The sequence below is a fragment of the Acetomicrobium sp. S15 = DSM 107314 genome (genome assembly GCF_016125955.1).
In the GTDB taxonomy this organism is placed as follows: Bacteria; Synergistota; Synergistia; order Synergistales; family Thermosynergistaceae; genus Thermosynergistes; species Thermosynergistes pyruvativorans.
In genome coordinates this window covers 137,475-152,014 of sequence record NZ_JADEVE010000273.1, presented here as the reverse complement: position 1 = coordinate 152,014, position 14,540 = coordinate 137,475, and the positions used below count along the sequence as shown (strand labels likewise).

The following is a 14,540-nucleotide window of genomic DNA, read 5'->3' as shown; positions in this document are numbered from 1 at the left end:
GCAAAACATTTATTCGGATACAGTCAACCGTCACGCCGTTTTGAGGCCCGGCCAAGACGAACTCCCACTAGAGGTCATGCGGCAGTAGCCTGGACAGCTTGAGGTTACGGTTTTAGCAGAGTGAAGCTTACTGAAACTCATCTCAAATTCCCCTAATTATCAGCAAAACCATATAAAGCTATGTTGACAAATGCCCCCTGCGTGGATACAATAAACTGGAGTAGCGAATATTGTATCCTAGGTAGGTGAAAGAAGGTGGATACTGTAGATCTCAAGATCAGGGATTACAAGAACGCGAGAGAGGCAGCCTTTGAGAAAATAAAGGAAGCCATCATAAAGGGACACTTCAAGCCGGGGGAAAAACTCGTCGAGCAAACGTTGGCCCAGGAGATGGGCGTTAGCCGCACCCCCGTTAGGGAAGCCATCAGGAGGCTCGAGGCGGAAGGCTTCGTCGTCAGCATCCCTAGGAAAGGAGTGGTAGTATCCAGGGCCGACAAAGAAGAGATAGTCCAACTTTACTCGATCAGGGCCGAACTCGAAGGATTGGCAGCAAGATGGGCTATCGAAAATGCCGATGAAGACGACATACAAAAACTGGACGAAGCGATCTTAAGGATGGAGGAAACCGCAGCCTCCGGCGACTTGGACGGAGTAGTACAATCCAACGCCCTCTTTCACGACGCTATTGCGCAGGCCAGCAAGAGCCGTATCCTATGCACCTTGCTCAAGACCTTACAGGACAACATCCAGCGCTTCCGCTTTCAATCGCTCCATCTTCCTGGGAGGCCCAAGGCAGCCCTCGCCGAGCACAAAGAGATCGTAGCAGCAATAAAAGAAAAAAAGACAGAAGAGGCGGATCGTCTCTTAAAGGAGCACTTGCAAAACGCATGTGCTGCAACTCTTGCTCATATGAAATAAAAGACAACAATCTATATAACTATATGGAGGGATTGCATTGGTTCAGATCAACCGGAAACTCTGCGTGGGATGTGCAACCTGTATACCCTACTGCCCGGTCGAAGCCTTTAAAAAAGAGGCAGAAGAAAGGAAAGTATATGTCGACGAAGGGATTTGCACGAATTGTTACGTGTGCATAAGGAATAAAGTGTGCCCCGTCGGCGCCATCGAAGAGAGCAGTCTCGATAACTTCATGAAGCAGTTTCAACACGTCATCTCGGACCCCACAGTTACGAGTGAAGGGACGGGCGTTCCCGGTAGGGGCACCGAAGAGGCAAAAACGAACGACGTAACCGGGCGATATGGAAGGGGAGAGTTCGGCATCTGCATAGACATGGGGCGCCCTGGAATCGGCTGCCGCCTGCGAGATGCCGAAAAAGTGGCGATGGCCGTAGCGCAAGCCGGAGTTGTGCTCGAAGGGCCGGAAATCACACCGCTGGCTACGCTCATGACCGATATAAAGACCGGCAAACTCATAGATGAGGCCTTGGACACAAACGTCCTCTCAGTGATCATAGAGGGGAAATGCCCAAAGGAGAAACTGCCAGACGTCTTAATGGCTTTACAGCGCGTAGAAAAAGAGATAGAGACCACCTTTTGCCTGGGAATAGTCTCGCGTGCAGAGCAGGAGGAAGTCTCTTTCTTCTTCGAGACTTTGGAGAAGTTGGGCATACCGAAGCCCTTCAGGGGCAAGGTGAACGTAGGGCTGGGCAGGCCTCTCATCCCATAATAGTAGGAGGTAGGCGAATATGACACACTCGCTGCACAGGTTCGGAAGCATAGAATCCCAACGAAACGACTTCGTATGGTTCATCTATCAATCGAAGGGGATAAACGATGTTGACTTCGAGGAGAAGGCGCGCCGAGCTATAACCATAGCGGAAAAGTGCGGTTCAGAAAACTGGGGAGACGTCAAATTGGGCTGCAAACTGAAATGCCCAGTGAACGAAATAGTGACCAACCTCTCAAGGCAATCGCGCATCAGGGGCGTCTTTACCAAAAGAGAACAGGTGGTCGAATTCCTGAAGGAGATGAAGAAGGCGGACTTAGGTCTTTCGGTCATCATAAGCGGTCTTTTGGATGAGGTCCTGCCGTCTTGCGAGGAGGCAGAACTTACCCCTCACACCATAAACTACTCCTTGGGCGTTTGGGGAAAGAAGGACCTCCTCCCAGAGGAGGACGTGCTCGCCGTAACCTCTATGTGCGGCCACCACATGATTGCTGCTAACCTCATCCGAAAGAAAATGGAAGAGGTCAAAAAGGGCAGGAAGTCCGCAGAAAAAGCAGCTGAGGAACTCGCCGTCTTATGCCCTTGTGGCATATTCAATCAGGTGAGGGCCGCACGAATCTTGCAAGAGGCAGCCGTTAAGGCTTGACCTCAAAGAGTCCCAAGGACCCTTGACGCTCTAAGCTTTCGGTCCTTCTCTTAGGACGTAGTCGAGGAAGCCCCTTATGCTGTTTTGCAAGAAGAAGCGTTCTCTCGAGCGAATATCTTCCGGCAAACGCGCAAACTCGGAGAGCAAGGGGTCTTCCTCGAGCAGTCTTAATAAGATGATCTCGACCGCCTGTTCACCCTCTCCTGCGCCTTCTTTCACCACATGAATTGTGGTATCTTTAAATCGAAAGAGTTGCTCTTCGTGAAGGCGCAGGAGGGTTTCCGGCTCATGAGAGGGACCGAAATGGGGGTAACATATCCACTCAGCGCCCACGGCTTCCACTTTCTTCAGTGATTCTAATGTGACATCGAAGAAGAATTTGGGCGGCGTGGCCGGACGAATGTAAGGAAAGTCGGTCGATGTCCCGTCCGGATATGCTAAGCCCTTGGGCAGAAACACACCTGCTGCCTCGCCTGGGAAGAGGATTTTGCGCCCAGAGGCGGCATAAACATAAGAGTTATGATAAGGAGCATGCCCCGGCGTGTCTATCGGTGTAACTCCCTCTAAGCCTTCTATGAGGCGGTCTCCCGGCAACGGTATCATCTTGCCGTAGATCTCGGCCACCTTTCCCAAGGTCTTTAAACTCCCCTCCCAAAGAACAGAAGGATCGACCAGGTGGCGTTTTCCCTTTTCGGGAGCAACCACCTTGAGGCCTGGGAAGGCTTTCGCCAGGTGTCCGACTCCACCAGCATGGTCGATGTGCACGTGGGTCAAAAGCAAAAAGTCGACTGCGCGAACGCCCAGATCCGAAAGCCGTTCCAGAAGCAGGGGCGATGCCGAGGCGGGCCCCACATCTACGAGAAGCGTCCTGCCTAAATGCCGGTCTTGGATCAGCCATATACCTATGAAATGGTGAAACCCTTCCATATCCACAGGCAAATCCAAGAGAGTGAGCGTAACGTCCGGCGAAACCTCGATCGCATACGGCTCAGCAGCACGTTCTTTTAATGCGACATTGCGTTCCATGATTTCATCCCCTTCTACAATTTAAGCCGACTCGTTATTTGTATTCTAACCTCGAAAGTTTTACAATAGGCAAAATTCACCGAAAGTCAACGAAGGAGTGGATCCCTTGGGCAAACTTGGGGCGTTTACCAGCGGTAATGATATATCTCCGATAGTGAAAGAGGCCGTTAAGGAATGGCTCAGCGAGACCATGTTGGCCCCTGAGCCTAAAGATAAAAAATCCGACGATTCCGTAGAGACTCTGGGAGAAAAAATCATAAAGGCCCTCATGAGAGAACAGAAGGGTAAGGGGCCTAAGGCTGTAAAGCAAGCATTCAACGAACTGAAGCCGCAGATCGAATTCGTGGGTTCCTTGATCTACAGCATAAATGAGGAAATCGATAAAAAGCGCAGAGAGATGAGCCTCGAAACAGCGCTGCTTGTGGAAAAGTTCAAGAGGATCGTTGGAGCCTTGACGACCTCTGAATTAGCCAGGCTAACGTTTGAATCCCTGTCGAGCATGCCATACCCGCTCTCCGAAGGAATGGCCGATCTACTTTTGAGCCTCAATGAACATGCCCTGGAGCCTTGTAATGAAATGAAAGAAAGGATATTGCCGTATATGGTAAAAGAAAGCTTCGTAATGGAGGGCAAGAAGGAAATACCATTACGATGGCTACACCTGCTGCGTGCTTCTAACCCCTCAGAGAGCGGCGCGGAAAGCATTTTTAGCGAAGAGATAGAAGAAGCGCGTTCGATCTTCGAATCTCCCGAAGCCTTTGACGACTTCCTAAACAAAAGAGACTTCACTCACGGCCTTGCAGACGTAAGGGACGAAGAATTCGACAGGGCTGTCGAGGCTTTGGTGAAAGAGGTGGAATCACTTTCGCATGCCGGCGTATTCGAAACAGGTGAGATATTGCAGCCGGACGATTTCCCCAATTACTTCATGGCGAATATACCCTTGATCGAAGAAAAATGGATAGACAAGGCAGCCCTTGAGCTGCTCGAGTGGGTCAAAATCCTTCTGGACAGAAGGTATGAAACAGTTTATTTGGAAGAAAATAATCCTCTTGCATGGCCAATCATATTCAAGCTAAAAGAAGACGAAAAAGAATCCGAGGACGACTCCTTGTCTGAAGAGGACTACGCTGAAAGTGCGACCGAAGAAGAATTCGACGACGACGAAGAAGAAGAAGAAGAAGAAGAAGAGGAGGAGGAGGAGGAGGAGCCCGAAATCTTAGACAAAGAGACGCAATACGCCATCCTCTTAGAGGCAAAAAGGCATCTTGCATCCTTAGAGCTGGAGGAGCGCGTCATCGATGGGAGGGCATATGTCTCCATAGATGATTACTTCAGCAAAGAAGAACGATACCTCAACGAAGGAGACTTTCAAAGGGAAAAGGGCATAATGATACGGTCATGGAACAATTGGATTGAAGAACATGAAAGCGATGAAACGGCAAAGATAGCCGGTTTCAATGTCTTCACCATCGAACACGAGATCGAGCCTGAGCAAATCCATCTGGTAAAATTGCCCCGAGAGGCACTAAACCTCCAAGCGTCTCGCGAGCAAGGCATCTTGGCAACGACTAAAATGCAACTCTCCATTCCCGTTCCAATCTCTTCTCTAAAAGAAAAGGGAATTGAGGATAGCTGGTACGCAAACAGTTGTATCTCAGATGACGAGCCGGCTAGGGCACTCATAGCTTCATGGCGCAATTCAGTCTTTAAAACCCTTGCAAACTACGCAGGCATGAAAATAGCCATCAAATCAATAGCAGATGAGTTTTTGGACGGCGCGGAATTTGTCCCAGAGGAGATCATGGAGCCCCTCGACAATGTCATAATAAGGATTGCCGGCTTGATAGCTGCTTATAACGATATCATCGCCGATCAACTCAACATGCTAAAATCGTTCGGCCTCATACGCTGGACGGATAATCCTCCCTATGGCTGGGGAGCATTGTTCCCCCAGGGCTTTTTCATAGACATGGACGAGGTCTCGAAGGAAGCAGAGAATTATGCCCTCTCTCACATGGAGAGATACATAGACATAGCTCAGCCCCAAAACTGACCCTCGAGGTCAAGTCTTTGCTTTTGTGTTTTTATAGTATCTTGCAAAAATCTCCATAATTACTATAATGAGACCATTATGAAAGGTGAAAGGATAGCAGTTAAAGATCCTCAACTCGTAAAGGAATTATTGGAAAAGGAAGAGGACTGGGGCATTTGGAGGAAACTCGCGTTCTTGAACGCTGTAGCAAACCTGAAGCTCCCATTTGAGCAGGCTACACAGATATTCCTCCTGCCTCACCCTACAGCATATGAGTGGATAAGGAAGTGGAACAGCGCAGGATATGAAGGAATAGCCTCTAAAGAGGGTTCAAAAAGGGGCAGGCCTTCCAAGCTTACGCCTGAAGAATTAAAAAAGCTCGAGGAGCTACTCAAGAGAAAGGAGTTTTGGCAGACCCAAGAAGTTGTAAGGCTTATCCTGGAGGAATTTAGAGTGAAGCTGTCGGAGCATCAGGTGAGGAGGATTCTAAAGCACAAACTTAGGTTGAACTTCGCTAAACCCTATCCAAAGGATTATCGAAGACCCGATAATGCAGAGGAGTCTCTCAAGGAGCAATTGGAGTTGACCTACAAATATCTTATAGAGGCAAAAGGCTACAGGTTTGAGGAGATAGCCATCGGCTTTGCCGATGAGAGATCTCCGCAACTTACAGCCAATACGGTAAGGGTATGGAGCTCAGGCAAAGTAGGGGTGAGGAAAAATACCCAGAAGATGAGAGCCAATACCATGGGCTTTTACCCATTGAGAGGAGAGGCAGTTTGGGAGTTCGCCATCGATTCTAAGATAGAGCGATTCCTCGACTTTCTGGAAGAGGTAAGGCGACGTAACGAGGAATACAAGGCCGTCATCGTAGTCCTGGACAACTTCTCCACCCACAGAAGCATGAAGGTAAGGCGGAGGGCCCAGGAGATGGGGATATACTTCGTATATCTGCCGCCGTATTCTCCAGATCTCAATCCCATAGAATTCATTTGGAAGGCTATAAAGAGGGTCATTTCCGTGAGCTTCGTTAAGCATGTCGATGAACTGAAAGAGATAATAGGGAGCAGTTTCTGCAGGCTCTCCCAGAAGCTGAGCTTTACTAAGTCATGGGCAGCGAAATTCCTATCCAGAATAGCCTTTAATTATGGATATTTATGCACTTAACTATAACCCCTCTTGTGCAGCGCTTGCCAGATGCTCAAGAGGGGCAAAAACAGCTCAAAGAGAGGGATCGCTGCGAAAATCTATGACGCCCCAGGCAACTTCGATGGCAATGAATAGAGAACGGGCTTGCATAGGCTGAATGGCATAATGTGACACCATTAGCTCGCTCCCAGCTTGACTGATGACGCCTTATTTTGCCGATCGCTGGCTATCGCGGCCTTAGAAACGGGCGATTATTTGAATCCGGCGCCACTACATACCGAGGTAGGCCTGCCTCAAGCGGTCATCGGCGAGGAGTGCTGCCGAAGGCCCTTCCATTACTATTCTGCCGTTTTCCAAGACATAGCCTCGGTCAGCTAAAGATAGCGACTGTCTTACGTTCTGCTCCACCAGCAACACGGTGACCCCCTGCTCTCTTATAGTCTTCACCATGCTCAAAACTTGAGCTACCAAGATAGGGGCAAGCCCTAAAGAAGGCTCATCCAGCATCAAAAGCTTGGGCTTGGCCATTAGCCCCCTGCCTATAGCGCACATCTGCTGCTCCCCGCCGGAGAGAGAACCGGCCAGCTGGTTTTGCCTTTCTTTGAGAATGGGGAACATCTCAAAGATGTCTCCGAGCGTCTTTTCGTAATCCCTCCTCGTTCTGGGCGTATATGCGCCCAAAAGCAGATTCTCCAGCACGCTCATTTGGGGGAAAAGCCTTCTGCCTTCGGGCACCTGGATGATCCCTAACTCTACGATCTCGTGAGGCTCGAGAGTATCGACCCTAACGCCGTCGAACAAAACCTGGCCGCGCCATGGCTTTATAATGCCGCTCAAGGCCTTCACCATGGTGCTTTTGCCGGCAGCGTTAGCCCCCACGAGACTTACGATCTCGCCTTCGTTTATTTCCAAAGAGACACCTCGAAGCACTTGTATGTCCCCGTAGCCGGCATCCAATTCTTTAACAGAGATCACGCTCTATCGCCCCCAAATTCTCACGCTATAAACGCTTCTTCGCCGAGATAGGCTTCTATGACCTTAGGGTCTTTGGTAACCTCTTTGGGAGTGCCTTCGGAGATCTTTTTGCCATGATGGATCACCACTATCCATTCACAAAGTCGCATAACTGCAGCCATTACATGCTCTACCACGACGATAGCTACGTTAAACTCTTCCGCGAAGCGCCTGATCATGGTAAGCACCTCTGAGATCTCGGTCGGCGTAAGCCCGGCCATGACTTCGTCCAAGAGCAACAGTTTGGGCTCTGTGGCCATCGCCCTGGCCATTTCGAGTCTTTTCCTGCCGGGGAGGGTGAGGCTGCGCGCCGCAACTTCTTTATATCTCCACAGTCCGACAAACTCGAGCATCTGCCTTGCTCTCTCTCTGGCTTCGCCCATATCAGGATGCCGTGCAAGAGCCCCTATAGTAACGTTGTCCCAGACCGTCAGGCCTCCAAAAGGTTTGACTATTTGGAAGGTCCTGCCTATTCCAGCCAAACAGCGCGCAGCCGGCGGCTTAAGATGCGTGATGTCCATGTCTAAAAAGCGAATGCTGCCAGAGGTAGGGAGGAGATGTCCAGATATGAGGTTGAATATTGTAGTTTTTCCAGCGCCGTTCGGGCCGATGAGGCCCATAAGTTCCCCTTCGGCTACTTGAAAGCTTACGCCATCGACGGCCACCAAGCCGCCGAAACGCCTGGTGAGGTCCTTTACCTCAAGCACGTTCCGCCTCATCTTCTCTCCTCCTCAACGTTACGGGCGGCCTTAACCTTAAGCAAGTTCCTTACGGTGACAACTATCCCCTGAGGTATAACCATCACTACCACGATGAGGACGATACCATAAAAGGCCATGTGCAACCCCCTGGCAGCTCCGCCCAACCAACCGCGCAAAAACTCTCCCAAGGGGATGAGCAGGGCAGCTCCCACGACGGGGCCAAGCCAAGTCCCGGCTCCGCCGATGATCGCCATAAGGGCAGCTTGGATGGAGACGTTGAGGTTGAACACCCCTTCAGGATCTATGAAGAGCATATACTGCACATAAAAGACTCCGCAGATGGCTGCAATCGCAGCGCTAATCATCGCGGCGTAGAGTTTGTATCGCGCGCTACGTATGCCGCACGCTTCCGCCGCATCCTCATCCTCCCTCACGGCCACTAAGTAATAGCCGAACCTTGATCTTTCCACGTGATAGCAGAGAAGTGTCGAGAGAGCCATCATGATCAGACCTATATAGTAGTAAGGAACTTTGCCAGAAAAGATCAGGTTGGCAACGCCGGGTCTGAACGGTATCAATATGCCCACGGCTCCCTCGGTCAGATCCCTCCAGTAAAGAGTCAAAAGCCTAACCACCTCGGCAAAGGCAATGGTAGAAAGCGTGTAAAAGGGTCCCCTAAGCCTAAAACAAGGGTAACCTATTGCTCCTGACACAAGGACTGCTATTATTACGCCTATCGCAAGCCCGATGAAAGGGGAAATGCCGAACTTTACGCTCCCTATGGCACAGGCATAGGCGCCTATCCCGAAAAACGCAGCGTGTCCCAATGACAGCTGCCCCGCATATCCACCGATGAGGTTCCATGAGTTGGCAAAGGAGGCGTAGAGGAAGGTCAATATGAAGATGTGGAGATAAAACTGGGTCCTCACCACCAGAGGCAATGCAGAAAGCAAGGCCAAAATAAACAGGCTCCATACCAGCCTCTTCATTCCTGAGCGACCTCCTCAAAACCGCGCCCCAACCCAAGGATCCCCGAAGGCCTGAAGAGAAGTATCAAAATGAATATGGCAAAATACACGGCCTCTTTCAGGGCGGGCACATAGAAGCCGCTTATAGCCTCCACAAGGCCTATTATGATGCCTCCTATCCATGCTCCCCTAATATCGCCCATGCCGCCCAACACGACCACTACAAAGGCAGTGAGCGAAAAATACGTGCCTACGGTGGGAAAGACGTAATATATGGGCATGAGCAGTCCGCCGGCCACTCCGACGCATGCCGAGCCGAGACCGAAGGCGAGCATATACATCTTCTTTTGGTTGATCCCCATGAGCATCGCCGCCATCCTATCCTGAGCTATGGCCCTTATGGCCCTGCCGGTGAATGTGTTTTTGAGGAACCAAAATATGACGATCGTCATGGCCGTGGCTCCGGCAAAGGCTACAAGACGAGGGTAACCTATAGCGAGCTCGCCAATGGTTATTTTTGATGCCTGATAAGCCGTTTGAATCGTCCTGTAGTCGGCCTTCCACAAAAACAGCGCCACATTCTGCAACGTTATGGAAAGCCCGACAGTGGCAAATATCTGCATAGATGCGGGCGACTTCAGCAGCGGCTGGATTATTCCTCTTTGAGTGGCTGCTCCTATGAGGAAAAGGAGAGCGGCGAGCACGATGGCAGAGGCATATGGATCCACTCCCCAATAATGCCACATCCAGTAGGCAAAATACATGGCGAGCATCAGGAACTCGCCATGGGCAAAATTGATTACTTTTATGACGCCAAATATTAAGGTGAGGCCTATGCTTATGAGGGCATAAATGCCCCCGAGCAGTACACCGGAGATCAAGACTTGAATAAACGTATAACTCATCAAAGTGGCCACCTCTTCGCGAAGACATCACAGAAGCCCCGTATCCCTTACGGTAAGCTCATAAGGGATGCGGGGCCTATTTCTAATAATTCATCCACGCTGAACGATAAGCAAGGCTACTGTCCCCGTTCGCGCCAAGTGGGCATGGGGACGATGATCTCAGCCACCGCAGCCTCTGAAGGATAAATCGTCACCTGTTCTTGATCCTTGGTCCACATTAGGCCGTAAGGCAAAGCCCTCACGTTCTGCCCGGTCTTCGGGTCGAACTTGACCCCCCACCCGGTGCAGGTCTGTCCCTCCGGCACGTCGAGAGAGAGGGCAGCCTCTCTTATTTTATCGGCATCGAGGCTACCAGCCTTTTCCATAGCGTCGAACATTACCTTAGCCCCGAAGTAGTTGACCAGCGAATGGCCCGAGTGAGGAGGCTCTTTGTACGTGTCTTCGTAAAGCTTAATGAACTCATCCAAACCCGGCGTATAGGCCTTATTGATCTTAAATTGGGGAAAGTCCACGTTCAAAAACCCGGAGACATCACCGATGGCCTTAGCCCAATCCAACATGGAATGGCCTCCACCCTGCCCCACGTAGGCCTTCACGTCGAAGTTGAGCTCCTTAGCCTGTCTCGAGAAGAGGATCGCATCGGCGATGTAGGCGGTATGAATCACCGCATCTGGGTTTGCAGCCTTGAGCTTTAGGATAACCGGCGAAAGGTCGTTGGTCTTAGCGCTGTACGGCTCATCGGCTACGACGGGCATACCAACCTTTTCCGCTTCAGCCTTGGCATACTTGGCGCAGGTTGTGCCGTAAAGGGAATCTTCATAAACTATGGCGAGCTTGATGTCTTTAGGTGCCATGCCCATCTTCGGCGCTGCCAGTTCTGCTATGACTCTGACGGCTATCGTCCCAAAGCCGGAGGCAGGTGCGCAGGTCCTGAAAGTATATTTGAACCCTCGCTCTGTAATGGGATCGGATATAGCGCCGAACTCGAAGAAGGGCACCCTGTTGCGCTCGGCCACTTCTGTAGCTACATACGCCAAAGAGCTTGAATAAGTGCCCAAGAGGAGCTTCATGTTAGATCTTGTGATCAACCGTTCCGCCTCGGACCTGGCAGCGTTCGTATCCGGCGCGTCGGCCACCACGTACTCGACCTGTTTCCCCCACACGCCTCCTTGGGCGTTCCTCTCGATCCTGGCAAGCTCTGCACCTCTATAGCTTTCTTCGCCTAACCTCGCCAGGTTGCCGCTCAATGGATAAACAGCGCCGATCTTCACCGTTTCAGCGGCCTCAGCTGGAGAACCGATCACGGCAAATCCCAGGGATAGCACCATCGCGCATATTGCCAAACACGACACCGATCTAATTCGCATCCTACTTCACCCCCCATTTGATTGTTTTTATTATAAGCTCCCTATCGTGATACCACAACTGTTCCATATTGTATACACATTTTTGTTTGCCTTGAAAAAGCTAAAAAGAGGCAACCATCTTATCAATTGTTACGAAGCGATAACCCTTGGAGCGGAGCGTCTCGATGATCACGGGCAAGGCTTCGATCGTGTTGTCCACCCCTTCGTGAAGTAGGATGATGCCGCCAGAGCCCGTGGCGCCCAAAACGCGCCTTTCGATGGCTTTGGGCGATATACCTGTATAATCAGCGCCGTTGGCCGTCCAAAGCACGACAGAAAGCCCCTCTTTGCGGGCAGCTGAAACTATCGTGCCGTTATACCCTCCGCCCGGCGGGCGGCAAAAGCGAGGTAGGTTTCCGGTGATGGCCCTTATCGTGTGAGAACACATCTGCCATTCCCACCTGATATCCTCCTCAGGAAGATCCTTCATTCTCAAGTGACGATGGCTGTGATTTCCTACAACGTGTCCACCACGCGCTATCTCTCGCACCAAGTCCGGATGCGATGCAGCGTTCACACCCACCAAAAAGAACGTGGCTTTAATGTCATAAGCATCGAGGACGGCAAGGAGGCGCTCCGTATAAATGGGATAAGGGCCGTCGTCGAAGGTGAGGGCTACGACCTTGGCCCTACCGTCGCCACGAGCTATCAGCGACGGAGCGGCTTCTGCTCGGGAATAAACGGAGCTAAACGAACAAAGCAAACTCAATATCAGTATATATGCAGAGCGAACCTTAAAGTTGACCAACGAGGAACCTCCTTCGTTATAAGCGCAAATATACCTCAGTTTCCTAATAGTACGCTATTTTATAACAAAACTGCTTTAATGTTCATTAAACGCCATTATTAAATAGAGACAAATTCGACGGGATCGTCGAGGTGGATTCCGAGTTTCGCCCCGCTTGCGATGTTCTGGGCTTTGACCACCAGATTGAGGTGATTGGGCATGTGGGTATCGTCAAAGCCCAAAAGTCTCCCTATGTTGTTATGCCTGATAAGAAGCTCATCCCCGGGTATTACGAGTCCGCCCTGCGTCACTTCTACGAAGCCCAAGTATACCGCATGATTTACGACCCTCTCCTCCCCAGGCTCTTCGCCGGTGAGGATCACCTCGTGGATTTCGCCGCGCTTAAGTATCCTCGACGGAACGTCCAATAGGCAAAGCCTTCTGTCGCTCCTCTCGTGGTCCATAACGGCCACTATCACGCCCAAGACTGCCCTCCTGGCCGAGTAAAAGCTCGTCACAGCACAAAACACCTCCTCAAGTTTAATTTAATAGATATAAGGAGCTTTCATCATCTTCGCTTCGGCGACCCACTTAGGCACCGGTGGGACGAGCCTATCCTGCGTCGCAACTGCGAGCTCCACCAAGGCCGGTCCGTCGTGGGCGAATGCCTCCCTTACAGCGGAATAAAGCTCCGCTGCGGTAACCGGCCGGAAGGCAGCAAGACCATAAGCGCGAGCTATCGCAGCGTGGTCTACCGAGGAAAAATCTGCAGCGAAGGGTTCCATCTTCTCCGCCCAGACGCTCTCGCCGCGGATCCATCCATAGGCGTCGTTTTTGTAGAGAAATATCTTCACGTTCGCCCCAAACCTGACCAACGTCTCAAGCTCGCCCACCGTAAAGGCGAAGCTGCCGTCGCCCGTCAATGCCGCAACGACCCTCCCATTGCCACCGACCCATGCCCCAAAAGCTGCTGGGATGGCATAACCCAAAGCACCCATGGAGTACCCGGACAAGAATTGCCTACCCGCCCTCTTTTGTGTGTAAAAGGCAGTGCTGTATATGCTGCTCACGCCAGCATCTACGGCGATGAGGCCGTCTTCGGGCATAACTTCCTTAAATTCCTTAAGTATCCGCAACGGGTGAAAGGGAAAGTCATCACACGATTCTGCCTCTTTTACGAGCGCCTCGCGCTCGAGCTTCATCCGCTCTATGTCTCGAGCCGTAAAACGCCTGCCGAAGGTCAGTTTCGTGTTTTCAAGCATTTCAAGCATTGCTTTCAGCGTAGATTTGGCGTCGCCTATCAAGGCCACGTCGACCGGATAGACGTTTCCCACCTCGGCTTCGCTTACATCGAGCTGGATAAAGCGCTTGCCCGACGCGGGGTTGGGCAACTTCCACCCATCCGTGCCAGCCGAATCGGTATTGGACCCTATATAAAAGATCAGATCCGCCTCTTCCACATAGCGATTAGAAAGGCTCGTCCCGCCGCGCGCCCCCACGACTCCGATGGACCACGGGTGCAGTTCGGAGATGCTCCCTTTGCCGGTCATCGTCGTTCCTACTGGTATTTCAAGCCTTTCAGCGAGCCTCGAAACCTCATCCCACGCCTGGGAGTAAAGAACGCCCTGACCGCATATTATAAGGGGGGCTTCAGCCGCGAGAAGGAGCTTTAAAGCCTTAGAAACTTCTTCCGGGTCGGCCACGGGGCAGTGACCAGGGTAACTTGCAAATGGACCCTGAGCGTACAGGTCTTTCGCGTCTGCCTCCTCATCGAAGACGCTCGAGGGAATCCGGATGTGCACGGGCCCGGGCTTGCCGGTCGTAGCGATACGAAAGGCCCTGCGAAGTATGAAAGGGATTTCACCGCTATTTGTGACTGTAAAAGCGGCCTTGGTGACCGGCTCAAAAAGGCGAGTTTGGTTGCAACCGGTGAGCATGTTTCTGAGCTCCATATTGAGCGGCACATCCGACGTAAAGACTATCACAGGGACAGAAGCCTTGAAAGCCTCGGCCACCCCGGGCAGCATATGGGCAGCGCCGGGGCTCGGCCCTTCACACACGCCGGGTTTAAACGCCACCTTGGCGTAAGCCTCGGCCATAAAGCTGGCGTTACGTTCGTCCCTCGTGAGCACATGCTCAATCTGCGGGTATTTATGCCACTCTTTATACCAGGGGAGCGTCGTCTCTCCCGGCAAACCGAAGACGTGCTCCACGCCATAGGCTTCAAGTATCTTCAATAAAATCTCGGCACCTTTCACGCTATAATCCCTCCATTA

14 protein-coding genes are annotated in these 14,540 nt (G+C 51.4%); 5 read left to right on the top strand and 9 right to left on the bottom strand.

Going from position 1 to position 14,540, the window contains the following annotated elements:
• Positions 1-255: 255 nt before the first annotated feature.
• Genes EZM41_RS14205 through EZM41_RS08015 form a run of 3 tightly spaced genes read left to right on the top strand, consistent with a single transcriptional unit; the run spans position 256 to position 2,333 of the window.
• The gene (locus tag EZM41_RS14205; protein WP_198470597.1) at positions 256-918 is read left to right on the top strand and encodes an FCD domain-containing protein; all 663 of its coding nucleotides are present in this window, start codon (positions 256-258) and stop codon (positions 916-918) included.
• A gap of 37 nt (positions 919-955) precedes the next feature.
• On the top strand, positions 956-1,687 hold the full coding sequence (locus tag EZM41_RS08020) for an indolepyruvate ferredoxin oxidoreductase subunit alpha (RefSeq protein ID WP_198470596.1): 732 nt from the start codon (positions 956-958) through the stop codon (positions 1,685-1,687).
• Positions 1,688-1,706: 19 nt separating this feature from the next.
• Positions 1,707-2,333 (top strand): hypothetical protein, encoded by a 627-nt coding sequence (locus EZM41_RS08015; protein WP_198470595.1) that lies wholly within the window; start codon positions 1,707-1,709, stop codon positions 2,331-2,333.
• Between the two features lie 30 nt (positions 2,334-2,363).
• On the opposite strand, the gene EZM41_RS08010 is transcribed toward EZM41_RS08015, so the two are convergent.
• On the bottom strand, positions 2,364-3,359 hold the full coding sequence (locus EZM41_RS08010) for an MBL fold metallo-hydrolase (RefSeq protein ID WP_198470594.1): 996 nt from the start codon (positions 3,357-3,359) through the stop codon (positions 2,364-2,366).
• Between the two features lie 106 nt (positions 3,360-3,465).
• On the opposite strand from EZM41_RS08010, the gene EZM41_RS08005 reads away from it, so the two are divergent.
• Positions 3,466-5,415, top strand: coding sequence for a hypothetical protein (locus EZM41_RS08005; RefSeq protein WP_198470593.1), 1,950 nt, complete (start codon positions 3,466-3,468; stop codon positions 5,413-5,415).
• Positions 5,416-5,493: 78 nt separating this feature from the next.
• Positions 5,494-6,561 (top strand): IS630 family transposase, encoded by a 1,068-nt coding sequence (locus tag EZM41_RS08000; RefSeq protein WP_198470592.1) that lies wholly within the window; start codon positions 5,494-5,496, stop codon positions 6,559-6,561.
• Between the two features lie 252 nt (positions 6,562-6,813).
• Here the strand turns inward: EZM41_RS08000 and EZM41_RS07995 are convergent, their stop codons facing one another.
• From EZM41_RS07995 to EZM41_RS14365, 8 genes are all read right to left on the bottom strand, one after another.
• Positions 6,814-7,518, bottom strand: a complete 705-nt coding sequence (locus EZM41_RS07995) for an ATP-binding cassette domain-containing protein (protein ID WP_198470591.1) — start codon at positions 7,516-7,518, stop codon at positions 6,814-6,816.
• A 20-nt stretch (positions 7,519-7,538) separates the two neighbouring features.
• Entirely contained in the window at positions 7,539-8,276 is a 738-nt protein-coding gene (locus EZM41_RS07990; protein ID WP_198470590.1) for an ABC transporter ATP-binding protein, read from the bottom strand.
• A complete protein-coding gene (locus EZM41_RS07985; RefSeq protein WP_198470589.1) occupies positions 8,273-9,247 on the bottom strand; it encodes a branched-chain amino acid ABC transporter permease in 975 nt (324 codons plus the stop codon). Before EZM41_RS07985 ends, EZM41_RS07990 begins: the two co-directional genes overlap by 4 nt.
• Positions 9,244-10,131 carry a branched-chain amino acid ABC transporter permease gene (locus EZM41_RS07980; RefSeq protein WP_198470588.1) on the bottom strand — a complete coding sequence of 296 codons (888 nt, stop codon included), beginning with the start codon at positions 10,129-10,131 and terminating at the stop codon, positions 9,244-9,246. The genes EZM41_RS07985 and EZM41_RS07980 overlap by 4 nt, the downstream gene beginning before the upstream one ends.
• Before the next feature lie 116 nt (positions 10,132-10,247).
• On the bottom strand, positions 10,248-11,498 hold the full coding sequence (locus EZM41_RS07975) for an ABC transporter substrate-binding protein (RefSeq protein ID WP_198470587.1): 1,251 nt from the start codon (positions 11,496-11,498) through the stop codon (positions 10,248-10,250).
• A 100-nt stretch (positions 11,499-11,598) separates the two neighbouring features.
• Positions 11,599-12,285, bottom strand: coding sequence for a polysaccharide deacetylase family protein (locus EZM41_RS07970; RefSeq protein ID WP_198470586.1), 687 nt, complete (start codon positions 12,283-12,285; stop codon positions 11,599-11,601).
• A 98-nt stretch (positions 12,286-12,383) separates the two neighbouring features.
• A complete protein-coding gene (locus tag EZM41_RS07965; protein WP_198470585.1) occupies positions 12,384-12,782 on the bottom strand; it encodes a DUF6917 domain-containing protein in 399 nt (132 codons plus the stop codon).
• Positions 12,783-12,809: 27 nt separating this feature from the next.
• Positions 12,810-14,522 carry a thiamine pyrophosphate-binding protein gene (locus tag EZM41_RS14365; RefSeq protein WP_198470584.1) on the bottom strand — a complete coding sequence of 571 codons (1,713 nt, stop codon included), beginning with the start codon at positions 14,520-14,522 and terminating at the stop codon, positions 12,810-12,812.
• Positions 14,523-14,540 lie beyond the last annotated feature (18 nt).

Bases quoted from the DNA above. Each gene is read 5' to 3' on its own strand.
- EZM41_RS08015 (WP_198470595.1), top strand. From the start codon at position 1,707: ATGACACACTCGCTGCACAGGTTCGGAAGCATAGAATCCCAACGAAAC.
- EZM41_RS08010 (WP_198470594.1), bottom strand. From the start codon at position 3,359: ATGGAACGCAATGTCGCATTAAAAGAACGTGCTGCTGAGCCGTATGCG.
- EZM41_RS08000 (WP_198470592.1), top strand. From the start codon at position 5,494: ATGAAAGGTGAAAGGATAGCAGTTAAAGATCCTCAACTCGTAAAGGAA.
- EZM41_RS07990 (WP_198470590.1), bottom strand. From the start codon at position 8,276: ATGAGGCGGAACGTGCTTGAGGTAAAGGACCTCACCAGGCGTTTCGGC.
- EZM41_RS07985 (WP_198470589.1), bottom strand. From the start codon at position 9,247: ATGAAGAGGCTGGTATGGAGCCTGTTTATTTTGGCCTTGCTTTCTGCA.
- EZM41_RS07980 (WP_198470588.1), bottom strand. From the start codon at position 10,131: ATGAGTTATACGTTTATTCAAGTCTTGATCTCCGGTGTACTGCTCGGG.
- EZM41_RS07975 (WP_198470587.1), bottom strand. From the start codon at position 11,498: ATGCGAATTAGATCGGTGTCGTGTTTGGCAATATGCGCGATGGTGCTA.